Origin of the sequence: Paenibacillus sp. 2KB_22, assembly GCF_052115745.1 — a bacterium.
GTDB lineage: Bacteria > Bacillota > Bacilli > Paenibacillales > Paenibacillaceae > Paenibacillus.
On sequence record NZ_JBFRHG010000005.1, the window covers coordinates 236,813 to 259,634 of the forward strand.

21 protein-coding genes are annotated in these 22,822 nt (G+C 43.1%); 9 read left to right on the forward strand and 12 right to left on the reverse strand.

The window, feature by feature from the left end:
- Positions 1–53 precede the first annotated feature (53 nt).
- The 4 genes from AB4111_RS25070 to AB4111_RS25085 all read right to left on the reverse strand — a co-directional run bounded on the left by AB4111_RS25070 (position 54) and on the right by AB4111_RS25085 (position 3,542).
- A complete protein-coding gene (locus AB4111_RS25070) occupies positions 54–821 on the reverse strand; it encodes a response regulator transcription factor (RefSeq protein WP_442033655.1) in 768 nt (255 codons plus the stop codon).
- A gap of 5 nt (positions 822–826) precedes the next feature.
- Positions 827–2,650, reverse strand: a complete 1,824-nt coding sequence (locus AB4111_RS25075) for a sensor histidine kinase (protein WP_442033656.1) — start codon at positions 2,648–2,650, stop codon at positions 827–829.
- 243 nt (positions 2,651–2,893) lie between these two features.
- The gene (locus AB4111_RS25080; RefSeq protein WP_347397282.1) at positions 2,894–3,082 is read right to left on the reverse strand and encodes an aspartyl-phosphate phosphatase Spo0E family protein; all 189 of its coding nucleotides are present in this window, start codon (positions 3,080–3,082) and stop codon (positions 2,894–2,896) included.
- A gap of 190 nt (positions 3,083–3,272) precedes the next feature.
- Positions 3,273–3,542, reverse strand: a complete 270-nt coding sequence (locus tag AB4111_RS25085; protein ID WP_340910929.1) for a hypothetical protein — start codon at positions 3,540–3,542, stop codon at positions 3,273–3,275.
- Positions 3,543–3,955: 413 nt separating this feature from the next.
- On the opposite strand from AB4111_RS25085, the gene AB4111_RS25090 reads away from it, so the two are divergent.
- The 3 genes from AB4111_RS25090 (at position 3,956) to AB4111_RS25100 (ending at position 6,134) form a co-directional block, all read left to right on the forward strand.
- On the forward strand, positions 3,956–4,738 hold the full coding sequence (locus AB4111_RS25090; RefSeq protein WP_442033657.1) for a hypothetical protein: 783 nt from the start codon (positions 3,956–3,958) through the stop codon (positions 4,736–4,738).
- A 174-nt stretch (positions 4,739–4,912) separates the two neighbouring features.
- Positions 4,913–5,281 carry a PadR family transcriptional regulator gene (locus AB4111_RS25095; RefSeq protein WP_442033711.1) on the forward strand — a complete coding sequence of 123 codons (369 nt, stop codon included), beginning with the start codon at positions 4,913–4,915 and terminating at the stop codon, positions 5,279–5,281.
- Positions 5,247–6,134, forward strand: a complete 888-nt coding sequence (locus tag AB4111_RS25100) for a permease prefix domain 1-containing protein (protein ID WP_442033658.1) — start codon at positions 5,247–5,249, stop codon at positions 6,132–6,134. Before AB4111_RS25095 ends, AB4111_RS25100 begins: the two co-directional genes overlap by 35 nt.
- An 18-nt stretch (positions 6,135–6,152) precedes the next feature.
- Here the strand turns inward: AB4111_RS25100 and AB4111_RS25105 are convergent, their stop codons facing one another.
- From AB4111_RS25105 to AB4111_RS25120, 4 genes are all read right to left on the reverse strand, one after another.
- The gene (locus AB4111_RS25105; protein WP_442033659.1) at positions 6,153–6,326 is read right to left on the reverse strand and encodes a Spo0E family sporulation regulatory protein-aspartic acid phosphatase; all 174 of its coding nucleotides are present in this window, start codon (positions 6,324–6,326) and stop codon (positions 6,153–6,155) included.
- A 203-nt stretch (positions 6,327–6,529) separates the two neighbouring features.
- The gene (locus AB4111_RS25110) at positions 6,530–7,861 is read right to left on the reverse strand and encodes a hypothetical protein (RefSeq protein ID WP_442033660.1); all 1,332 of its coding nucleotides are present in this window, start codon (positions 7,859–7,861) and stop codon (positions 6,530–6,532) included.
- Positions 7,862–7,890: 29 nt separating this feature from the next.
- Complete coding sequence (locus tag AB4111_RS25115) at positions 7,891–9,261, reverse strand: helix-turn-helix domain-containing protein (RefSeq protein ID WP_442033661.1); 1,371 nt, start codon at positions 9,259–9,261, stop codon at positions 7,891–7,893.
- 243 nt (positions 9,262–9,504) lie between these two features.
- Complete coding sequence (locus AB4111_RS25120) at positions 9,505–10,899, reverse strand: transcriptional regulator (protein WP_442033662.1); 1,395 nt, start codon at positions 10,897–10,899, stop codon at positions 9,505–9,507.
- Between the two features lie 277 nt (positions 10,900–11,176).
- Between AB4111_RS25120 and AB4111_RS25125 the strand changes: the two genes are divergently transcribed.
- Positions 11,177–12,301 (forward strand): LLM class flavin-dependent oxidoreductase, encoded by a 1,125-nt coding sequence (locus tag AB4111_RS25125; RefSeq protein WP_442033663.1) that lies wholly within the window; start codon positions 11,177–11,179, stop codon positions 12,299–12,301.
- Between the two features lie 99 nt (positions 12,302–12,400).
- Here the strand turns inward: AB4111_RS25125 and AB4111_RS25130 are convergent, their stop codons facing one another.
- The gene (locus AB4111_RS25130; RefSeq protein ID WP_442033664.1) at positions 12,401–12,979 is read right to left on the reverse strand and encodes a TetR/AcrR family transcriptional regulator; all 579 of its coding nucleotides are present in this window, start codon (positions 12,977–12,979) and stop codon (positions 12,401–12,403) included.
- Positions 12,980–13,276: 297 nt separating this feature from the next.
- Here AB4111_RS25130 and AB4111_RS25135 point away from each other — a divergent pair, with 297 nt between their 5' ends.
- Complete coding sequence (locus tag AB4111_RS25135; RefSeq protein WP_442033665.1) at positions 13,277–14,485, forward strand: MFS transporter; 1,209 nt, start codon at positions 13,277–13,279, stop codon at positions 14,483–14,485.
- 143 nt (positions 14,486–14,628) lie between these two features.
- Here the strand turns inward: AB4111_RS25135 and AB4111_RS25140 are convergent, their stop codons facing one another.
- Together AB4111_RS25140 and AB4111_RS25145 are read right to left on the reverse strand one after the other, a co-directional pair.
- Positions 14,629–14,997 carry a VOC family protein gene (locus tag AB4111_RS25140; RefSeq protein ID WP_442033666.1) on the reverse strand — a complete coding sequence of 123 codons (369 nt, stop codon included), beginning with the start codon at positions 14,995–14,997 and terminating at the stop codon, positions 14,629–14,631.
- Positions 14,998–15,112: 115 nt separating this feature from the next.
- Positions 15,113–16,174, reverse strand: coding sequence for an oxidoreductase (locus AB4111_RS25145; RefSeq protein WP_442033667.1), 1,062 nt, complete (start codon positions 16,172–16,174; stop codon positions 15,113–15,115).
- Between the two features lie 156 nt (positions 16,175–16,330).
- On the opposite strand from AB4111_RS25145, the gene AB4111_RS25150 reads away from it, so the two are divergent.
- The 4 genes from AB4111_RS25150 to AB4111_RS25165 all read left to right on the forward strand — a co-directional run bounded on the left by AB4111_RS25150 (position 16,331) and on the right by AB4111_RS25165 (position 20,526).
- Positions 16,331–17,194: a LysR family transcriptional regulator gene (locus AB4111_RS25150; RefSeq protein ID WP_105601586.1), complete on the forward strand. Its 864-nt coding sequence runs from the start codon at positions 16,331–16,333 to the stop codon at positions 17,192–17,194.
- Between the two features lie 65 nt (positions 17,195–17,259).
- Positions 17,260–18,843: a helix-turn-helix domain-containing protein gene (locus tag AB4111_RS25155; protein ID WP_442033668.1), complete on the forward strand. Its 1,584-nt coding sequence runs from the start codon at positions 17,260–17,262 to the stop codon at positions 18,841–18,843.
- A gap of 12 nt (positions 18,844–18,855) precedes the next feature.
- Entirely contained in the window at positions 18,856–19,947 is a 1,092-nt protein-coding gene (locus AB4111_RS25160) for an ABC transporter substrate-binding protein (protein ID WP_442033669.1), read from the forward strand.
- Positions 19,948–19,953: 6 nt separating this feature from the next.
- Positions 19,954–20,526 (forward strand): nitroreductase family protein, encoded by a 573-nt coding sequence (locus AB4111_RS25165; RefSeq protein WP_405171357.1) that lies wholly within the window; start codon positions 19,954–19,956, stop codon positions 20,524–20,526.
- A gap of 99 nt (positions 20,527–20,625) precedes the next feature.
- On the opposite strand, the gene AB4111_RS25170 is transcribed toward AB4111_RS25165, so the two are convergent.
- Entirely contained in the window at positions 20,626–22,692 is a 2,067-nt protein-coding gene (locus AB4111_RS25170) for a methyl-accepting chemotaxis protein (protein ID WP_442033670.1), read from the reverse strand.
- Between the last annotated feature and the right edge of the window lie 130 nt (positions 22,693–22,822).

A 22,822-nucleotide genomic window follows, 5' to 3' on the forward strand; every position in this document is an offset into this window, starting at 1 on the left:
CGAAAGCTTCGCTCCCTCATAAATCACGTCAACTACAGAAATGGTATGGTATTTCAAGAAATACTGAATCGGTCTCGGTATTCTCCCGCAGTCCATCCCACCTGCTGCTTGAACACCAGCATGAAGTGTTTGGGACTCTGATGCCCGGATAACCGTGCCACATCATAGATTTTGAGACCCGTGTTGATTAGCAACCACTTGGCCCGCTCCATACGTGCCTCCGTGATGTATTCGGAATAATTAATACCTATTTCGTTTTTGAACAACTGGCTCAAATAAGTAGGGTTTAAGTTAACGACATCTGCGATCGTCTGAAGCCGCAAATCTCCATCGGGATGTTGCTTGATGTGCTCCTTCACATCTCGGATAATCTTCCGCGTATCTCCACCAGCATGTTCTGCTTTCCCAGATGGCTCCGGGATCGAAAGGGTTGAAATACCGTATCTGCGATCCAGCAGCAATTGAATCTTTTGTATGCATAATGCCAGTTCATAGCGATCGATTGGCTTCAACAGGTAGTTCAACACCCCGAACTCCATCGCTCTGCGTGCATACTCAAACTCGCCATAGCCGCTAATGATGAGCATGAGCAATTCAGGGTACATGTCTCTGGCTTTGCTTACCAGAGTTAAACCGTCCATTCCACGCATGCGGATATCCGTGATTAACACATCCGGCACCTCACATCTCAGAAAATCCAGTGCCTCGGTACCGCTCGACGCTTCACCCGTTACCTGAAACTGGGAAGACACTTGTACGATCAGCTCCCTCAGTCCCTGACGGATGACCGTCTCATCTTCTACAAGCAATACTTTATACATGCGCTTCAATCCCCTTTCGGTAGAAGTTGAATGGATATCGTGACCACCAGGCCCTGCCCGGGACTTCCATCAATGCTTAGGCTGCCGCCTTTTCCATAGATGAGGCGAAGCCTCTGGGCGATATTGTTAAGCCCCAGACTGTCCCCGGCATGGCAACGTAATGCCTGACTGGAAGGCTGTTTCGTTATGGACTCGTTTAACTCGTCAATCTTAGCCTGAGTCATTCCCTTACCGTTGTCTCGTACGCTAATCAGCAGCTCATGGTCGAATCTCAAGGCAGATATCCAGATTACTCCTCCATTTTCCTGCCCTTCAATGCCATGGTAGACTGCATTTTCCACCAACGGTTGCAGTATCAGCTTCGGAATCGCACATTCCGTTATCTCTTCTTCAATGTCATAGTTAACCTCCATCTTACCGTTGTAACGTACCTGCTGAATGCGTACATAGGACTGTACAAAAGCCAGTTCTTCCCCAAGCGGAACCATCCGGTCCACCTTATCAATCGTATAGCGCAGCAGCTTGCCAAGCGCCGTCACCATGTCCGATACCTCAACATGCTTCTGGCGAATAGCCATCATGTTAATGGACTCCAGCGTGTTGTATATAAAGTGAGGATTCATCTGGCTTTGCAACGCTGACAACTCTGCCTCCCGCTCTTGAATGCCCAGCAGAAACACCTCATTGAACAGTCGATGAATCTCTTCCATCATTCGGTTAAAGCCCCGGCTAATCTGTCCGAATTCATCACTGCTGAAGTGTGATACACGCTGGCTAAAATCTCCCTGCTCCACCCGAATCATGTGGTGCTTCAGTCGAATCAGTGGCCGGGTGATACGATAGGATAACAGAACCGCCAGAATCGATATAGCCGCCATACACAATACAGCGAACCATATTGTGAAAGTGAGCATCTCACCCGACTCCTTTTGAATCACAGCAATAGGTGTAAGACTGATCACCGAGAGCCCGGAATAGGTGGAATGGTGTTGTACATAGAGATAGGACTGCCCATCCAGAACAATTTTTTGGTTTCCTGCATAGCTTTGAAGCTGTCCATTCGTTAGCAACTGGTCGTAAGCAGACATTCCTCCGGTGGAGATCCGCTCGAACAGAAGGCGCTGCTTGCTGTCGACAATCATCAGGCTTGCATCTTGCTCATAATTCAGATTGGATAACAGTTGGCCGAAGGCTTCCAGACGGATGTCAATCAGAATGTACCCCAATCGCTGGAGCGTACCCGGATCTCGAAGCACTCTGCCCACCGATATATACGATTCTTGCTGAACGCCCGTGTAGTAGCCGGGGTCATGCGGAGGAATCAGGCGCCACGTCCCTTCCGAGTCTTCAAGCTCTGCAAACCAGTCATCCTGTCTGCTGTCCCATACCGGCTTGACTGCCAGTGAATCGAGATTGGAGAACAGGATGCCGCTGTTGCTGATCAGATGAATTCCCCGAATCTCGGGTCGGTCATAAGCTTGACCAGATGTATAGAGCTTCATTTTCAGATAATCCTCAGACCTCGCCCATATACCTGACCCCATTGAAGCGTTGTATTTGCCCAGAATGCCAAGCACCATCTGATCGTAAAGCGGCAAGAGCGACAACCGCTCAAAGTCCTTCAGCAGCCGATTCAGATTGGCGTTAATCTGGCGCACCAGTTCAATGGTGAACTGCTCGGTCTTGCGATCCATCGTCTGCGAGAAATGCTTGTAGTTCATCACTCCCTGCAAGCCTAGCGGCAGCAACGTCAGCGCCAGGAACAACAGGAGCAACTTGGTGCGCAGGTTTACGTTTTTTCCGAAAAAAATGCGTACCTTGTCCATCATTTCCGTTCATCCCTCCCTCTCCCGATCATTGTATGAGCCCCCTTCACAGATCAATCTGGATATAACTGGGGTCATCATATCCAGTTTTAATGATCATTCGCTATCCTGCCAACCCTGGAATTGGTACGGAATTTCAAGTTATGCGCATTGGTATCAGGGTGAACGCAAAAAAAGCCGACTGTATCGCTACAGTCGACTACGCTATTTCTATAGAACACTAATTAGACCAAAAATCCGACTGCATTATGCAATCGGTTGTCTGTTTCTGAGATGGCTTTTATATTTGAATCGATTATATTCATTAATCAGCTCGTCCAGCACCATGGATTGTCGGAGGACTTTGTTGTCTTGCATGCCATGATTCTCCGCCAAACGACTCAATTCATGCCTGTTGCGTTCGATTTGGTCTCTGATCTGTTTCGGTTCACTCACAGCATGCACCCCCTCTTTTTTAAATATTTTAGGATACATTGCCAAAAAATTAACATTATATTCCTTTGCAAGGTAAAATGCTTATTTCCATAAGTTTTCAAAGAAATTCAGCCTTTTTCATACTTATATGTTGAACTAAAGATTAAATTGTAAATAAGAAAAAAGTATTCGGGACCCGAATACTTTTTTCTTATTTACTTCGTAATGAATTTGCTAAATACAACATTAACATCCCTACAAATATCAATAATATTCCTTCAATTTTATACGACCAAATCTCTGAGTTTATAAAACTACCAAAGATATCAGAGGTATCAGACTTTACATTTTGGTATTCTGCAAGAACCAACATAGCTTTGTCCATACCCCAATCAGTACTCTGAGCAATAAACTGGAATCCAATAACAAATAATATAAGTGAACAGATAAGGGCTACTAAGGAAATCATTTTACTTTTCAAATTTAAATTCTCCTTTGATAATACAATATTGGAAATGGGAACTTCAAAACTCAATTAAAGTTAAATATCATCTCAGTCTATTTCATGTTACGTATAATCTCAACAGATTCTATTTTCCACGTGATATTATTGCCAGTCATCCTAAAAATTAGAGCGCCCGATTTGATAGCAAATATGCCAAAATCACCTCTCTAATTATTTTTTACATTATTATCACTATTTTCATCAAAATAACAAAAATAATATTATGCAAATAAACTTATCATCAAAACAGGAGGTGTTATTATCTAAAATTATTCTTCAAACAAGGCAAAATCATCATATAAGACTTAATTAAGTCTATCTAGTTCTAGCCTAAATTAACTTGAGGAATATTTAATCTGACTAAAAAACTAAAGGAGATGCTAATCAAAATGATAAGAAAACTGTTAATCCCTTTATTGTCTTTAACCGTTACTCTTGGAGGCGTTTTTTATTCTACCACCGTTAAGGCATCCGATAATCCGGAAGTAGCTGCTAAATTAGTTGTACAAAAATTTTTCGATACTATGTCTGAAGGGAATTTCGCTGAAGCTACAGAGTTAGTTGTAGACTTGAGATACCCAAGTAAAGAGAAACAAATCGCAAAATACAAACACTACAATTCTGTAAGTGACTTTGAATCGATGAAAATCATTGATGCACATACAGAGAATGAATCGACAGTTGTTGTAACATTTCAGGGTAACGTTTCGGGAGTTGAATCCAAAAACGAACTATATGTTAAAGAGTCTGAAGATGAATGGAAATTGATTTTAGGTGATGATGATCCCGCTACTGTAGCGGCCTTAAATGTACCAGAATTCAGTACACATGCTATGGTTGATTACTATTCTTTTACTGGTTTTAATTATGGAAGAGCTCACTATACCATTAACTCTTTTTCTACACAGGGTAATGCTGTAAGTCTCATAGGTTGGCAATATGCTAGCAGTGATTACCATGCAGATGTTTCTTATCAAGTCGCTCAAGATTCTTTTATCGGATGGAAAACATTCGGAAATGCTTCTTCTGTTTACGGTAACTATACATCCGCTGCAGGTGATCGTTTCACAATTTCTTTAACAGGTGTTCCCAAAGGAAATGATTATCACATTCGCATTGTGAATTGGGCACCAGTATCCGTTGATGGTGCAGGGAATGTTTATACTAATTAGAATTCATTAATATAAATTGCCCACTCGGCACCTTTATTTCTAGCAAAGGTTACGAGCAGGGCTTTTTTATGCTTTCGTTAAGAATAGATACAACTTTATAAAAGATATAATTCTTGACCTTGAATTATTTTCAAATATATGTTAATTTAACTACATAGAAATACATAGTAGGTGGTGTATGAGTTGAAGAATGAGATGATTAAAGGATATATCGATGGCATTATGCTCTCCATCCTGAGTCAAAAAGATGCATACGGTTATGAGATATCTCAATATATAAATCAAGTAACCAACGGGGCATTTCTACTCAAGGAAGGTACACTGTATCCCGCTTTAAAACGACTGGAAGCTAATACTTACATTGAAGGCTACTGGGGTGAACAAGAAGGCGGGCCTAGACGAAAATATTACAGGATAACAGATGATGGCCAACTTCGACTGGAAGCAATCAAAACCTCATGGGAACAAAATACACATATCATTAATATTTTCTTAGGAGGAACGGCGAATGGACATTCAATCCTATTTAGATCAAGTTTTTAAGAGATCATTCTTATCTAGACGAGAGCGTAGCGATTTAGCCGAAGAAATGGCTACTCATTTACACTCGTCCAAAGAGCATCATATGAATGAGGGATGTACTGAAGAACAAGCCACCACAAAAGCCATAGCATCTTTTGGCGATCCGATCACCTTAAGAACTAAATTGACTCAAGAGACTTATGGTCTATCAAGTAAGCTGATCCTACAGTTTATAATCATGAGCTTAATCCTGTATTTAAGCTCCCTGTTCATAGGAATAGTTCTTCATTATTATGATGTTCATAACAGAGTGGTCGAACTTTTCCCAATAGCCTTCATTACACTATGTGCCTTGAGCAGTGCTTTGCTGCTAACTCGCAAAAACATTGATCGTTGGTGTCTATTGACAGTTCCCATTTTATTTGGATTAGGATATTTGCAGGCATATCTGGGTCTTTTCAAAAATATGTTTGGTGCCCTCGATTCATTTACGCTTTTTGAGAATTTATTTTTCAGCGGCGCTTATGACTATTCAGGGCGCAGTAGCTTCCTGCTTATTGGTGGTCTGATCCTAGCTGTTCAAACACTCATTTTGTTTGTTATCAGTAAAAATATCTACATCTCTTTGACTCCCTTCGCCTTCTCTATTTTGTATACAGTTTCTCATATGGTCATTTTCGGATCATATTATCTGTTCTTTGGGGATCATTTTAGTTCATCTGTCACCAATGGATACAATGTTTTTGCCGCCGGTAACATTCAACGCCTCTCAGATATCGGTGTGAAATTAGGTATGTGTCTTGGATTGTTTTTCACTTTAAGCTCAGTAAAAAAGCTAATCTTTAAATCTAAATCTAAGCTCCAGGCTGGATGAGTTAGAATGACATATTATTTACTTTTTCAGGTTCATTCCAAAGGAATATCGATTATATTCATTAATTAGCTCATCCAACGCCATAGACTGCTCAAGCACTTTCACATTCGGGATTCCATATTGATCTACCAAGCGACTCAACTCTTGCCGACCTTGCTCGATTTGGTCTTTCAAGATACTTAGTTCTCTCATGGCTGTACCCCTCTAGGACATTCTAGAAAAATATTTAATGTGAGTTTGCTATTAGTTTCGCTAATGACTATAAGTGCTTTTTAGAACATAATACGTTTTGCATAATATTGTAAAAATAAAACTTTAGAAAAGGCATTGCTCTCTGCCTAATCCTTTTTCAAAACACAAAACAGCCTACCTCAGAAGCAGATAGGCTGTTTGTTTTATTTAATATTTATCGTCTTTAATAATTGTGAATACGTCTCTTGCTGAGACAAACTAGCTTGCTGTCTGTAAGTTCCGTATAAATCAACGCATTTTACTGTCATGTGATCGTCTTGGTTCAATGTTGAAAGAGATAAGTTATAAAGTATTATATCTATACCGTTTTGGTAATCTTGTCGATTGCATTTATACTTTGCAAGTTCATAATTAAACAACATATATCTATGAGTCATTATCCGTGAATTGCACCCTTCATCTAAATAAAATCGTTTGATTTTGTTCTCATATTTTTCTAAATCAAACTCAATTTTAAGGGATTGTTCATTAGCAACTTCAATAATATTAATAAAAGCAGTTAACGTTTCCTCAGAGTAAAGTTCCAGGTAATTAAGATACTCAAGAATGAACTCTTGATTTCCAGACATTAGATTAATTGTTATGCGATTTCCTTGAGCCCATCTCTTAAATTTGGCGATCATAATCCCTTCTTCTTCTGATGGTTCAGGAATATCAACTACTCTCTCATAAATATCTGTATATTTTAAAGCCATTGCATATTCTTTACGTGCTTCAAACACACTTGCCTTTAGCAGGCTTGCATAAGCTTTGTAAGTAATTAAAGGATAAACCGTAATACGTTTAGTCTTTCCTCGCGACCTAAAACTTAATAGAGCATCAGATTTTCTTTCTAATTCTTCTGCCAATGAATAAACTTTTTCCCATAAGTGCATTGTACTATATACATTAGCCAATTCCTTGATCGCATCCAACTGTACCTCTTCATTCAGCTTCTCTACATAAATCTCTAAACGAATGGCTGCATTAAGATTATCAAATTTTTTTAAGCTTATACTAATCAGAAATATACGAAATTGGCACATAGCCAAACGTTCAGAGTGCTGATATTTTTCGCATTCAGACACACATTCATACAGTATAAGTGCTGCTTGCTTCATTCCTTTGTTATACAAATCTTCAGCTACTTCAAACAACTCATCAATGTAGGATTGGTCATCTGTCACATGAGTAATGACTTGTTGTATAATATCTAGCTTACCAAGTTCAGCACAACGAAATAAATACGGTTCTAATCGCCTCCAATGGGGCGCAGATTCAATAAAACATTCAACTCCATACATTTCATAAAAGTATCCCTGTTCCAAACCCATTGCTGATGTGATTTGGTCTAGTTGATTCATTGACATAAGTCTGCTTCCTTTGATGATCGCACTTAATGTACCAACATTAATGTCAGCCATTTCTGAAAATTGCTGTAGCTTATATCCCTCATTCTTCAAGTAATCTTCAATATAGGAACGTATATTGGACATTGTCTTCATCGTCCTCCCCAGATGTTTTACTATTGAAAAGTTGGTACACCTAACTTATCTATTAGTTTTGTATACTGCTCTTCCTGGGTCTTACTGGCGCGATCTCTATATTTTCCGTATAAGTCTATGCATTTGATACACATAAAATCTTCATTACATGAAGAAGAACGTTCTAAACTAGTAATTAGATGTTCTATTCCCTGTTCAATTTCGTTCTGTTTCAATCTGTATTTTGCTAGTTCGTAGAACAAGCGTATATATCTAAAATTTGTTGCCTGTTCGTTATATACTCCTTGTACATGGCTTTCCGCTTTAATTTGATCAATGTGATTTTGGAATCTATTCAATGTATAGTCAATATTGTAAGAATACTGATTTGCCGCCTGAATAATATACGTGAGTGCTGTTAAAATTTCAGCATGATTAATATCTAGGTAATCCAAATAACGATTTAAAAATTCGAAATCACCAGATAGTATTTTGTATAAATATCGATTCCCCTCAGCCCAGCCCTTGAATCGCTCTATCAATTCTTGTTCTTCCTCTGTCGGGTTTTCAATTCCATCCACAATATCCTCATAAACATCTGTGTACTTCAAAGCTTGTTTATATTGCTTACGTTCTTCAGATACATTTGCCATGAGCAGATTAGCATACGCTTTGTAAGTAAATAGAGGATATGAGGCTACTCTTGGTTTTCTTTTCCGTCTCATAGATTGAAGTTGAACTTGAAATTCAGCTCTTCGAATCAATTCATTAGCCAGCTCAAAAACCTTATCCCATAGATTTATCGCGCCATACAAATTAGCTAAATCTTTAATTGCATCCAGCTGTACTTCTTCATTCAATTTGTCGATAAAGGGTTCAAACTTTATTGCAGCATTCAGATTATTGAATTTATTCAGTGTTTTATGAAGCAGGAAAATGCGGTACTGGCATAAGGCCAACCGCTCCGAGTGTTGATATTTCTCACTGTCTGCAACACATCTGTATAAGATAAGAGCTGCCTCATTCATTCCTTTACCATAGAGAATCTCTGCAACCCCGTATAATTCTTCTATATAGGATCGATCGTCAGTCACATGAGTAATAACTTGTTGTATACAATCCAGCTTACCAAGTTCAGCACACTCGTATAGATATGGTTCCAAACGTCTCCAGTGGGGCGCAGATTCAATGAAAGACTCTACTCCGTAAGTTTCATAAAAATAACCCTTTTCTAATCCCATTGCAGAAGTGATCTGATTCAGTTGGTTCATAGACATAGGCCTGTTGCCTTTAAGAATAGCGCTTAATGTCCCAACGTTAATTCCAGTAATATCGGAAAATTGCTGCAACTTGAGATTTTGTTCTCTCATGTATCTTTCAATATGTACTCTTATCGTAGGTAGCGATTCCACGATCTCACCTCCGCCACAAAATCTCTTATAATTCAATAACATATAATAAATGTTATTTTAATCCTGTATTTTACATCGGTCAATCTAAGCAAATAAAAAAGCGTCCTACTTCCAAATAGGAAATAGCACACTTATCAGCAATATATTCTCTGTCCTTCTTAGTATCCACCTAATCCGTGATCAGAAAGTAACCTTATAAAAATATCTATACTATCATTAGAACTTTGCAATAGAATAAAAGAACTAAACAGCATTAATACCAATGCTACTTTTTTTTTCATATCGACCATAGACCTCCTTGATAACACTTTTATATTGGGACTCTATTGATTCAGAAGCCTGACTTCTGTACTCTTCAAATAAACTGACACAATATATTATAGTAGAGTCATCATTGATCTTATGGGCAATCGTCAAACAAATAAGCAAGTTTCTAAATCCCTCCTGGTACCTCCCTTTAGAAAGTTGGTACAGGGCTAGATTCCCCCAAAACTTGGTGTGTTGCTTGTTCTGTATCACTGTACTATAACTACTTTGATAGTTAAGTTCATTAAGTAGTTTGTGAATAAACAGATCAAATCTTCGAAGAGCGTGATCAATATTAATGTGATACAAATTTGCTGCTTCTATAACTTTAACAAGACCAAGTAGAGTTTCGTTTTCATTAGTTTCTATAAAATCAAGATAGGAATTAAGTGCGTCAATGTCACCCATCATCAACTTGCACGAGTAGGTATTCACTTCAGCCCAATCTTTGAATCGCTTTATAAAAGATTGATCTTCTAAAGTAGGTTCTTCAATAACTATATTTGAATAGAGAGAAATATACTCTAGTGCCTTCTCATACTCTTTACGTTCACTCCACACCGTAGCCATAATCAAATAAGCATAATATTTATAAGTAAATAATGGGTGTTTGGAAATACGATTATTATCTATTCCCTTTTTCTTATTCTTATATTGTTCCAAAAATTTAACTCGTTGCAACAATTCCTCAGCTAGTTGGAATACTTTATCCCAGTAATTTAAGCTTGCATATATATTAGCTAGCTCCCTTATCGCATCCAGTTGCCTCTCTTCATCCAAACGATTAATATACGGCTCGAAGTGCACGGCAGCCCGGAGATTCTCATGCTGGTCCTGACCGAGAGACAGCGTGAAGATGCGATACTGGCACAGAGCCAGACGTTCCGAGTGTTGATATTTCTCACACTCCGCTACACATTCGTACAACATCCGTGCAGCCTTCGTCTGTCCACGTTCAAGCATGCCTTCGGCCATCTCGAACAACTCCGAGATATACGAGCGATCATCCGTCACTTCCTGGATAACCTTCTGAATACATTCCAGCTTGTCCAATTCAGCACAGCGCTGCAGGAATGGTTCCAGTCTTCTCCAATGGGGTGCCGATTCCACGAAACATTCAGCCCCATAAATCTCGTAGAAATACCCCTCTTCCAGCTTCATGCCTTGGGTAATCAGATCCAGTTGAGCCATAGCAATGGGCCGAGTCCCCTTAATAATTGCACTAAGCGTTCCGGCGTTAACTCCCGATATATCGGCAAAATACTGCAGGGTGTACCCCTGTTTCCTGATGTAGTCCTCAATATATGAGCGTATCGTAGTTGTAGGTTCCATGTATCCCACCTCCACAATGAAAATCCATAATTTTGAATTTATATGATAAGCACAATTTTAATCCTAAATTTTACAGCGGTCAATAAAAATCGTGGCAATTTCCTTCACATATATGCAAGAAAGCCTGGAGGCTCCTGCTTATAGAAAAAATCCATTAGAAGAATCCGTGAGAACATGATACATTTAATCCACTTACATATCCTACTATTTCAATAGGATTATACGACACAGATATTATCAATTCAGTTCAATCAATTCAGTTCAAGGAGAAGGTCAGATGAAATTTGCCTTGTTTAGTCTCATGATGAATCTGCCTAATGCCGTAACCGGGGAAGCTCTGACGACTCAGCAGAAATTCCACAATATATTAGAGCAAGCGAAGCTGGCTGAACAACTGGGTTTCGATGCCTATGGGATCGGTGAACGACACGGTGCGCCTTTTCTATCTTCCTCGCCACCTGTCGTATTAACCGCAATAGCCGCAGCAACCACACGTATTCGGTTACTAACCACCGTCACTGTTCTTAGTATACTTGATCCAGTCCGGGTTGCCGAGGATTATGCCACGTTGGATCAATTATCAAGCGGACGGTTGGAGATGATCATCGGGAAAGGCAATGACCCTCGACACTATCCGCTGTTTGGCATAAGCGAAGAGGAACAATGGGACTCACTCGATGAACGGTATCATTTGCTAAAACGGCTGTGGTCTGAAGAGAATGTCACCTGGCAGGGAACGTATCGCCCTCCGCTTGAGGGAGTGACCACGTGGCCCAGGCCGCTTCAGCAGTCCATCCCAATCTGGCATGGTAGCGCATCCAGCACAGTCTCAACTGAACTCGCTGCCAAATATGGGGAACCGCTCTTCACGTCGAATTCTTTTCACCCTCAGGCCAAATACAAAGCGTTAATTGATCATTATCGGGAGCGTCTCGATTATTATGGTCATGATCCGCAGCAGTCAGTGATTGGCTCTGGTGCCGGCAGTCTCTATCTTGCCGATACGGGTGAAGAAGCCATTCGCCGCTATAAGCCATACTATGAAGCGTTCCACGCCACCGCCGCCGCACAGCATAATCAGTCGCCCTTCACCGATCTGGAGGATAACATTGCACGAGGTCCTGCGTTAATCGGCAGTCCGGAGCAGGTCATTGAGAAAATTCTGGACTATCATACCGCTTACGGACATCAGGTGCTGAGTATCAGCGTAGATGGACTGACGCATAGCGAGCAGTTGGAGCAAGTGGAGCGTTTTGCCAAGGAAGTGGCCCCTGTATTACGCCGTGAACTGCCAAGTTCGGTATGGAATGAACCCCCGGTGTTAACCCAGCACTCATCCTTCCTTTCCTCTAATGCTACAGATTCATGGCCCACAGCCATCTCACCTATATTCCAGGTATAACATTCTCCCACGAACAATACACGCGTGCCCTTCCAGGGTGATTCCTACGAATCGCCCTCTTCCCTCTTACTCCCGCTTGTATCGCGACTATCCCTATATCTAATTGGACTGAATGCCTTCAAACAATGAACGGAGCATCACATCTACAAACGCATCATCCATCGCTTCCCCCGTCACTAACATGCGATAGAAGACCGGTCCATAGATCAGATCAATGTACAGTCCAATGTCTATCCCACTCTTCAATTCGCCGCGCTCCACACCCTTCTCCAGAATTCCCCGAGCTTCACGCCGACGTGGTTGGATGTATCTTGTGCGATATTCTTCCGCAAGCCCTTCATCCGATTGCCCTTCTCCGATAATCTGCGTAATCACTTTTCCTTCCCGACTGGTCAAAAAACGAACCAGATTACTCGCATGTATACGTATATCTTCCAATACCGAGCCTGTATCCGGTACTGGTAATCTTGCCGTTGCGGCAGACATATATCCGTCCATGATGACGGCGCCTTTGTTCGGCCACCATTTGTAGATCGTGGCTTTGCTCACTTGTGCGCGCTCAGCAATCTTCTCAATCGTAACAGCCCCGAATCCGTGTTCCAACAACAACTCATAGGATGCGTTAAGAATGGCATTCTGGGTTTCCATGTTACGTGGACGTCCTCTTTTGGCAGTCATCTTGAGCCCTCCTGGATATAAAAAATATATTTTATCATCAGTAATATTCATAAAAACGATACGTTCATTATACTAAAATGCATTGCGTACACACAATTCAATCTCCGCTCATTTTTACATCTTCATTTTAATCTTCATTAAAATATGTTTAGCCTATTTACAATACTAAACGTTTAGTTTATTATATGTTTGTAATTAGTGAACACAACGTTTAGCAATTAACATTTTAAACAGCACCCGTTTATCTGGAATATCGAATTTTCAATACGAATATGAAATCTGTGGAGGATGATTAAGATGGATATGAGACAACAAGTGAAGAAGGCACCTGTACCTGCCTGGATTATTTTTTTGCTAGCATCCGCTTGTGGATTGATCGTGGCAAACCTGTATTATGCTCAGACCGTTATCGGACCGATTAGCATGACCACGGGCCTTTCTTCTGCCGCTGCCGGATTGATCGTAACGTTGACTCAGATTGGTTATGTTATTGGTTTGTTATTCATCGTGCCGCTCAGTGACATTATCGAGAATCGACGCCTGGTCGTCCTTTTCCTCATCGTACTGGTTGTTGCCCTGATTGCTGCGGCTTTCTCGCCCACTGCTGTTGTATTTCTAACTGCCTCTCTATTCATCGGCATAGGTTCTGTTGTCGCTCAAATTCTAGTGCCCTATGCGACATATCTTACTTCCGAGGAACAACGCGGACGGGTTGTTGGCAATGTAATGAGTGGTCTGCTGCTGGGCATCATGCTGGCTCGTCCTGTCGCAAGCTTTATCACAAGCCTCTTCGGATGGCAGACGGTCTTTGTATTCTCCGCCATTGTCATAGCACTTCTAATGCTGCTCCTATCACGTGCTCTTCCTGCTCGCCAGCCTGAACCCACCTTGAAATACGGTCAATTAATCGTTTCATTGGGCACACTGTTCAGAACGATGCCTCTGCTGCGCCGCCGGGCGTTCTATCAGGCCAGTTTGTTTGGTGCTTTCAGCTTGTTTTGGACCACGGTTCCACTCAGGCTCGCTAACAATTTTGGCATGTCACAGCAAGGCATTGCCTGGTTCGCACTGGCTGGTGTCGGAGGTGCTATTGCCGCTCCCATTGCCGGGAGACTGGCGGATCGCGGACTAACGCGCATTCTGACAGGTGCTGCCATGGTGATCGCTGCTGCTTCATTCGGTCTTGCTTATGTGTTCCAGAGCCACTCCACGTTTGCATTGATCCTGCTTGTGATCGTGGCGATCACACTGGATATGGCTGTCTCGGGAAATCTGGTGCTGGGTCAACGCATCATCTACTCCTTAGGAAGTGAAGCCAGAGGGCGTGTGAATGGCATATTCATGTCGATCTTTTTTGTTGGCGGTGCGATTGGTTCATCTCTTGGAAGCTGGTCTTATGCTAACGGAGGCTGGAGTCTCACAACGCTGATTGGACTGATCATGCCGCTGCTCGCTTTGGTGTATTACTTTACGGAAAAGAAAGCTGTAGTCGTCAGCCATGAATAGAATGAATTAATCGTTTAATCCGAACGACCAAATAAGGGCAGACTGATCCTAAGGATCAGTACTGCCCTTGATGTTGTAATCAACACTTGGCTCCCTATGACAGAGCAAGGTATCACTATGATTAAGATGGATACATCTGCGTATTAGGCTTTACTGTGAAGGGTAACTTGGTACCCATCTGGGTCGGCAAATGTAAAGGTTCGCCCGAATGGTCCATCTATGGGTGCAGATGTAATCTTTACGCCTGCTGCAACAAGTTTGTCATGAATCTCTTGTGTATCAGGAGCATGAAGCCAAAGAGCGATGCCCAGTCCTGGCTGAGTACCTGAACCGAGTTCGGTTCCTGGCAATAGATCACGTAGAGCAAATGTAATGGGCTTTGTTTCAAAAACCACCGCATGAGGTGGTCCCGCCTGTGAGCGTACCAGTCCGAGATAGGTTTGATAAAATTCTGCAGAGCTTTCAAGATTGCTCACTTGAAGTGAAATGAAATCGGGTCCAATTGCTGACATAATGTAATGTCCTCCTTAGTATTTGTATACCTTGATCATACAAGGACGCTCTTGCCAACAGTATGTCAGTAGCGTTCAGTCTTTTTTTGATTTTTCTTTGACTCGGTTTTCTCTTTTATACCAACACGGGCAGATGCTTAGCTGCATCATACTCCACCAATGGCTCACCAGCATTCAATTTTTGCACCAGATCGGGGTTGGAGATAAAAGGTCTTCCGAACGCGGCCAGATCTATGCTTCCCTTACCAATCGCTTGCTCTGCGGTCTGAACATCCAAATCCCCCACACCAATGATGATTCCATCCCACCGACTACGAATCCGCTCGTGAAAGGACTGCTCCGCTGCCCACGCTTTCGTATATTGATCTGTTGAGGGATGCAAAATCGTAATTCCCGTCTCGCGGAACAACTTCAGATATGCATCGATCATTCCAGCTTTGTCTACCCATGCATAGGATGCATCATCATCCTTTTTCTCGGAGAATCGTACCGATATGCGATCCACACTGATCTCTTTTTTCACAGCCACAATAAGATCCCGCAGGAACTGCAATCTGCCCGCAGTGTCGCCTCCATATTCGTCTGTTCTGTGGTTGGTCTTCTCATTGATAAACTGGTCGATCAGATACCCATGCGCAGCATGAAGCTCAATTCCGTCAAAACCTGCCAGAACCGCATTGCGGGCGGCCGTCTGAAAATGCTGAATCGTATCCGCTATATCCTGTGAACTCATCGCTTGGGGAATCTGATACGGCTTATGCAGCTTATGCACTCTTCCCTCTGCCGCAAGGCTGGAAGGTGCCAATGGAACAGCTCCGATCAGATCGGAGTGGGACAATCTGCCGACATGCCACAGTTGAGCAATAATGGTGCCACCATGTCTGTGAACAGCATCCGTTACTCTTTTCCAAGAAGTCGTCTGTTCATCTGTATATAAGCCGGGGATGCCATAAGTGCCTTTGCCTGCCAGATTCGGGTTAATGCCCTCGGTAATGATCAGTCCCACACCATCCCGCGCACGCTGCTCATAATATGCCACCATCTCATCCGTCACGGTCCCCCTCTGGTCATCAGCAAATCCCCGGGTCAACGGTGCCATCACCATTCGGTTCCTTAATTGCCACTGATGAATCGTCACCGGGCTTAATAGTGTTGAACGTGTATTCATTTTATCCATGTTATATCCCTACTCTCTTCGTCATTAGGGATATTGTACGGCGGCTCTGATATATCGTAAAATGATTGTAATATATAGTTGTATCTCTCAGAGAGATACCTAACATGAACATCTGCGGAAGCAATGTAAGTTAATCCACGTTCAGGAGGATACAGCATGGAACTTTCTGATATCGATATTATTCTTGCGGTGGCACGTTCAGGCAAAATCTCACAGGCCGCCAAAGAATTGAATTACGCCCAGTCCAATGTCACTACACGCATCAAAAAACTGGAACAGGAATATCAAATCCAGTTGTTCAACCGATTTCCCAAAGGTGTTGCACTGACCTCCAAAGGAGAACAGTTCGTCCAGTACGCCACACAGATTCACAACCTTTTGCACGATCTGAAGCAGGATATGACCGATCCAGGTGAACCTTCTGGCACGCTAAAAATCGGCATTGTGGAAACAGCGGCATCCAGCCGCTTTATGGAGATTCTGAATGAATATCAAATAACCTACCCGGAGGTGTCCATCTCACTCGTTAACGCCACTTCACCCAAAGTACTGCGCAAGAAAATACAGGACTATGAGATTGACGGTGCTTTTATCAGTGGGGCTTGTGTGAAGGAGGGGCTGAAGGTGGAATATGAGATGCAAGACACGGTTCATATCATCTCCAAGCGGATGGATATACCACCCGCAAGCCTGTGCCAAGTATCCTGGGTTGTTTTCCCCGAGGGCTGCCCATATCGTGAAATGACTGAAGAATTCCTGCAAGAAGAAGGGTTGTCCGCACGCAATATCATTGAAGTGAGTACGATGGAAAACCTGCTCAGCTGTGTGGAATCTGGCATTGCTTTTACCATTATGCCGTGCAGCGTTATTCACAAGAAACCGGATGATTTCTCCGTATTTGATCTCGCAGATCGTTATACTCATACCACGACAACCTTTGTCCGCGGTGAGGATCGTTATGTCAGCAGTGCGCTGGATCAATTCATGAAGCTGCTCAATCAGAAGTGCATTACATTTTGATAGAGATAACTTGCCATAAACATTACTATAGTATTGTACATTCGCAGCAGTCAGGAGAAGATCAGATGAAACTCACGAATCTTTTATATAGGCTCATTGATGCCCGGCATATCGACAACAATGCTGAACAAGTGTCCTTTCCATCCCGTCCACATCATACGCTGCTAATTATGATCAAAGGGAGCTTAACCGTCAAAGTCGAAGACAAAGTCATCTTTCTATGCGCTCCTCAAGTCCTTTCCATCCCGCCTTCTCACACCTGTAACGCAACTACCGAGGTACAGCATGACTTTGAATGTGTCACCTTAACCTACAATGTCTACAACGAAGAACTGGATGGCAAGATGCAGCGAGTTATTGATCCACATCTTGAATTCATTCCCGCTGTTGTTCCCTCAGCTCCCGTGCTCGCCATTCAAATCCATGAAGGTGGGCAGAAGGAAGATCCATGGGCTGGAATGGCACGTCAGATCCTCTTTCAGGAACTGTGTCTTGTCCTCTTGAAGCAGAAGAAGCAAAAATTTCAGGAAGATACAGCAAGTGAAGCGGTAAAGCAGAGCCAAAAATATATCAATACACATTATCAGGAGAGCTTCACACGCGAAAAACTGGCTGAATTGGCTGGACTGAGTATCACCCGTTATTCCAGATTGTTCAAAAAAATGATTGGACAAGGCCCCATCGAATATTTGAACGCCGTACGCATCCGGGAAGCCGGTGATCTACTACTGGCCTCAGACAACACGATCAAACAAACAGCCCGTCAGGTCGGGTATGAAGATGAATTCTATTTCAGCCGAAAATTCAAAGCAACCACCGGATTGTCTCCCATGGTCTATATTAAAAAGCATCGCTCCGTAACACGTATCGCTTCACTTGCCCATCCATATACGGGGCATCTGCTTGCCCTTGGTATTGAGCCTTATGCGGCACTGATTAATCCGGTCCATAGAACCTCATATGAATTCAAAAATGTGATTCAAGTGGGCAGAGATCAGCCTGATCTGGAACTATTAATGAACGCACACCCGGAACTGATCATTGGGTATGAAGGAACCGATTATGAAGAGCCCAAAAAAGCCGAATTATTTCGGCATATTGCCTCCACTTGTACCATATCTTTTGCAGGAGATTGGCGTAAACAGTTGTACTCCATTGCACAATCCGTTGGCAAAATAACAGCTGGTGAAGAATGGCTGGAACGTTATGATCTATCGGTCAAACAAAAAATCTCCAGTATACAGCATGCCATCGATGACCGCCCTGTGGCTGTGGCGCAATACGAAGATGGACAGTTCAGGGTCTACGGCAACCGTAATCTGGGGACGGTTCTCTATGATGATTTGCAGTTATCCGTACCCCAAGCTCTACACCACGTATCCCATTCCCGTTTAATGTCACTGGAACAGCTGGTTCAGTCGGATATTGAATACTTCATTCTGTTTACAAGTGGTCACGCAGAAGAGCGTACGCACACTGTAGCGTCGCTTATGCAAAATTCAATCTGGCAGCAATGGGAGGCGGTCCGTATGAATCAAGTCTATGAATTGGGCGATTCCTCCCCCTACTCCTGTTATACTTCCTTGGCTCATAATCTGTTTCTGAATCGGGTTAGTCAATTGTTCCTGAGCCAAACGTCCATGCATTAAACAGGAATATCCATGGATTACGATTTGGAATGGACCTATAATTATTTTGATAATGATAATCAAAATCAATTAAAGGGTGTGTACAACGTGTCTTTACCTAACAAGCAAGTCTTCTCTACCTTTTTCAAATCGGGACGATTCCTTATAACCATTCTTCTTCTATGCAGCATGCTTGCAGGCTGTGGAACTTCCCAGAACAGCGGGAACTCCGCTTCACCCGAGTCCAATGGGGCAGAGCCCTCAACCGCTGAACAGGGAAGTGAGAATACACGCACCATTTCTACGATCAAAGGGGATATCGAAATTCCTGCTGAACCAAAAAAAATTGCGGGTATGCTCTACGTCTTTGCTGACCAATTACTCGCTCTCGGCATTGAACCAACAGCCATGGTAACGTATAACGATCTCGGATTCCCTGAATACCTGGCAGATCAGATGAAAGATACCACTGCCGTAGGTTCCGGCGAGTCTCCCAATTTTGAAGCATTGCTCCAGGCTGAGCCGGATCTCATTCTGGCCTCCAAAACGTTAAATGAAGCAAACTATGAGCAACTCTCCAAAATTGCCCCAACGATCCTTTTTGATAATGAAGAAAAAGGAGACTGGGAGCGATTCATGGAAACGGCAACCGTTCTTGGCAAAGAAAAAGAAGCCCAAGCGGTCAAAGACGCCTATGATGCCAAAGTCACCCAAACCCATGATGAGCTTGCCGTAAAGGCCAAAGACGAAACGGTGGCCTACATGCGTGTGCAGGATAAACAGCTTCAGTTGATTAAACCTGATGATAACTTCACTCTGTTTGGTGCTCTGGGATTAATCCCTGCTTCAGTAGACAGTGTAGATTTCGAGGGATCATGGAATGTTGCAATTTCCGAGGAAATTCTGCCTGAACTGAACCCGGATCGACTGTTTATCATTCTCCGTCCAGGTGAAGAAAACAAGGTTGTGCTTAATAACATCATGGATACATCCATCTGGTCCAATCTGAATGCAGTCCAGAACGATCATGTATATATCGGTGATGCCAACCTGTGGTTTGCAGGATACGGTCCCATCGGACTTAGCAAAATTATTGATGAGATCGCTGCTTCCTTCGAGTTATAGAGGGACATGATGAAACCTAAAACAAGTCTTAGGCAGACCGTGATCGAACGACGGACGATTCAGGAATTTAATGGCCTACCCATTCCCTTGGAAACGATTCATGAGATTCTGGAGGACGCGATATGGGCACCTTTTCACTCCAAAAAGGAACCTTGGCGCTTCATTCTGTTTATGAATGAGGGCAGAGAAACATTCGCAAGCGCTGTATTGAGTACACGCAATCCTGAATTTGTAGCAAAGTACGGACAACAAATCAGAGCGGCCTATTGTGCGCAGACACCTGTGCATCTGGTTGTGGTTATGACAGCCAACCTGCCCTCCAAGGCGTGGGAAGAGGCTTTTGCTGCAACCTCGGCACTGATCCAGAACATACAGTTGCTCGCCTGGGAACAACACATCGGCGTCGTATGGAAGACAAGCCCTTTTAACGAAAGTCCGCTATTCTGTGAAGCCATTGGTGTGACATCTGAGGAAAAAATAGTAGGTACACTTCACATGGGGTATTTTAACGCTGAAGATCAGCCTATGCCCAAGCCTCGCACACCTCTCCCTCAACTGTTGCATCTCATTGATCACTAAATGGATTTGGAATACATTGAATTTAGACTATAAAAAAAGAAGGCAAAAGACACTCATAAAGAGTGCCTTTGCCTTCTTTCTCTCTATATCACATAACGCTTACTCCACCTTGAAACGCGCAGCCGATTCAGCCAGTTTTTGCGTCAATTGATCGATCGTATCAACCATGTTGGCCAACTGCTGTACCGTTGAAGACTGCTCCATCATGGTTGCTGTTACCTCTTCAACCGAAGCAGATACCTGCTCTCCTGAAGCCGACAAACTATGGGCCGACTCCAGTACATCATCCTTGTTCTGTAACATCTCCTGCATCTGTCCTGCCATCGTGGCGATCTGTTGATTAATGACCGTAACCTTCTCCAATATCACATCAAATGCCTGACGAGTCTGCAAGACAAGCTCATCCTGCCTGGACGAAATGGTGTGAATTTCCGCAACACTTTGGTTGTTCTCGGCAACATCGGCCAGATTCTGCTCGATAATGCTGGAGATTTCCTTGGACTGGCGGGAACTCTGCTCTGCCAGGTTGCGGATCTCCTCAGCTACAACTGCAAATCCTCGGCCATGCTCCCCAGCCCGTGATGCTTCAATTGAAGCATTCAATGCAAGCAGATTGGTCTGCTTCGCAATCTGGCTGATGGCTTCCGTGATCTGACTAATACTGCCCGAACTCGTTTGAAGTTTGACGGTAATCTCCGAGATCTTCTCCACTTCGCGCTCGTTCACCTCATTGATACGCATCAATTCATTGACGACTTCATTCCCGTTGTGGAATACAGATTCGATCTCATCTGCTCTTGCCTTCACATCCTGTGCACTGCTGTTCATGGCAGCCACTTTATCGCCAAAGCTGTTGAATTTGCCTGCAATCTGCTCGGTATCTTCCGATTGGGCCTCCATGGCTTTGGCAATCCCCATGGACGTCGCCGATGTCTCATCAATGGACCTTGCCGTCTGCCTGGACGTTTCCTCCAGCTCCTGGGTGCTGGCTTGAAGAACATGGATCGAACTATTCATATCGGTGATCAGGTTTCTGTTCTGCTCCACCATGCCATTGAAGCTTTCCGCCAGATCCTTGAATTCACTGTTATATCTACCATTGGCCTTGACGGTCAGATTCCCTTGAGCAAGCTGTTGGAACAGCCCGATCAGACGAACGATAGGTCTCGTAATACTACGAGAGATCAATAATCCTACGCCAATAGCCAGAGCAATTCCGATCAATGTCACGATAACCATCTGGCGTTGCATATCCTCTAATGGACGTTTGATATCATCATAATCGTCAATAATGACCACGGAGAGATCTGCGTCAGGAATCTGATTAACACGGTAGTAGATATCATCTCGATCCATCGAAGTGATTTTCACTTTGTCAGTGGCTCTGGCCTCGATGATTCCCATCGCTTCCTTGTCCGCTTCCAGCGTTTGTCCCACAATGGAAGGATCCAGTGAATCATACATGATGATGCCGCTCCGGCTCAGCACTTCAACTCTGCCTTCGGCATTGATTTTAATGTCTCCCAGTTGCCCCAGGAAAAAGCTGCTGTCCACCGACATGGCGAACACACCTAGTATATTCCCCTGTTCATCGGTGATAGGCTCCGAGAATACAATAATGAGCTTCTTGCTAGTCTTAGAGACGACCGCGTCACTGATGAAGGATTTCCCCTGTATGGATTCCTTAAAATATTCCCGATCTCCCCGTGACTGCCCAATGACTTCCGGCATGGTTCCCGCAACCATGGTTCCTTCCTTGTCAAACACAAACAGATCCGGCTTGGTGCCTCCCGTGTCAGTTATACTGTCGGTGAGAATCGTATTCGCTCTGTTGAAATATGGATTCTCATCTGTGAAAAAGGTCTCATCTGTCATTTCATTGGTATCACGTAACTTCAAGAGTTCTTTAAAAGTACTATGTACGGATATCGCATGACTCATCTGCTGTTGAAGCTGCATCGCTGTCCAAAGCCCTTCCCCAAGGCGGTCAGCCATCACATTAATCTCATCCTTGCTTTTCTTGACCACAACATCAGATGAAATCATATAACTTGTGGTTGTTGCACCAAGCAGAACCAACACAACCAATACACTGATCATGAAAGGCAGCTTGATTTTAAGCGACATATTTTTGAGCTTATACCCTATACCTTTTCTTTTCCCCATTTCCTTCTCCCCACTTCCCTGAACCATCTGCATCTGAACGATGTACATACATTATCGGAAAAATCCATAGTAAAATTGATCAATTAGGGAGATATTGCCACTGTTTTTCTTTTTTTTAAAATTCTGATAG

Coding starts and splice junctions, on each gene's coding strand:
- AB4111_RS25070 (WP_442033655.1), bottom strand. CDS start 821: ATGTATAAAGTATTGCTTGTAGAAGATGAGACGGTCATCCGTCAGGGA.
- AB4111_RS25075 (WP_442033656.1), bottom strand. CDS start 2,650: ATGATGGACAAGGTACGCATTTTTTTCGGAAAAAACGTAAACCTGCGC.
- AB4111_RS25090 (WP_442033657.1), top strand. CDS start 3,956: ATGATAAGAAAACTGTTAATCCCTTTATTGTCTTTAACCGTTACTCTT.
- AB4111_RS25100 (WP_442033658.1), top strand. CDS start 5,247: ATGGACATTCAATCCTATTTAGATCAAGTTTTTAAGAGATCATTCTTA.
- AB4111_RS25105 (WP_442033659.1), bottom strand. CDS start 6,326: ATGAGAGAACTAAGTATCTTGAAAGACCAAATCGAGCAAGGTCGGCAA.
- AB4111_RS25110 (WP_442033660.1), bottom strand. CDS start 7,861: ATGTCCAATATACGTTCCTATATTGAAGATTACTTGAAGAATGAGGGA.
- AB4111_RS25120 (WP_442033662.1), bottom strand. CDS start 10,899: ATGGAACCTACAACTACGATACGCTCATATATTGAGGACTACATCAGG.
- AB4111_RS25125 (WP_442033663.1), top strand. CDS start 11,177: ATGAAATTTGCCTTGTTTAGTCTCATGATGAATCTGCCTAATGCCGTA.
- AB4111_RS25130 (WP_442033664.1), bottom strand. CDS start 12,979: ATGACTGCCAAAAGAGGACGTCCACGTAACATGGAAACCCAGAATGCC.
- AB4111_RS25135 (WP_442033665.1), top strand. CDS start 13,277: ATGGATATGAGACAACAAGTGAAGAAGGCACCTGTACCTGCCTGGATT.
- AB4111_RS25140 (WP_442033666.1), bottom strand. CDS start 14,997: ATGTCAGCAATTGGACCCGATTTCATTTCACTTCAAGTGAGCAATCTT.
- AB4111_RS25145 (WP_442033667.1), bottom strand. CDS start 16,174: ATGGATAAAATGAATACACGTTCAACACTATTAAGCCCGGTGACGATT.
- AB4111_RS25150 (WP_105601586.1), top strand. CDS start 16,331: ATGGAACTTTCTGATATCGATATTATTCTTGCGGTGGCACGTTCAGGC.
- AB4111_RS25155 (WP_442033668.1), top strand. CDS start 17,260: ATGAAACTCACGAATCTTTTATATAGGCTCATTGATGCCCGGCATATC.
- AB4111_RS25160 (WP_442033669.1), top strand. CDS start 18,856: ATGGATTACGATTTGGAATGGACCTATAATTATTTTGATAATGATAAT.
- AB4111_RS25165 (WP_405171357.1), top strand. CDS start 19,954: ATGATGAAACCTAAAACAAGTCTTAGGCAGACCGTGATCGAACGACGG.
- AB4111_RS25170 (WP_442033670.1), bottom strand. CDS start 22,692: ATGGGGAAAAGAAAAGGTATAGGGTATAAGCTCAAAAATATGTCGCTT.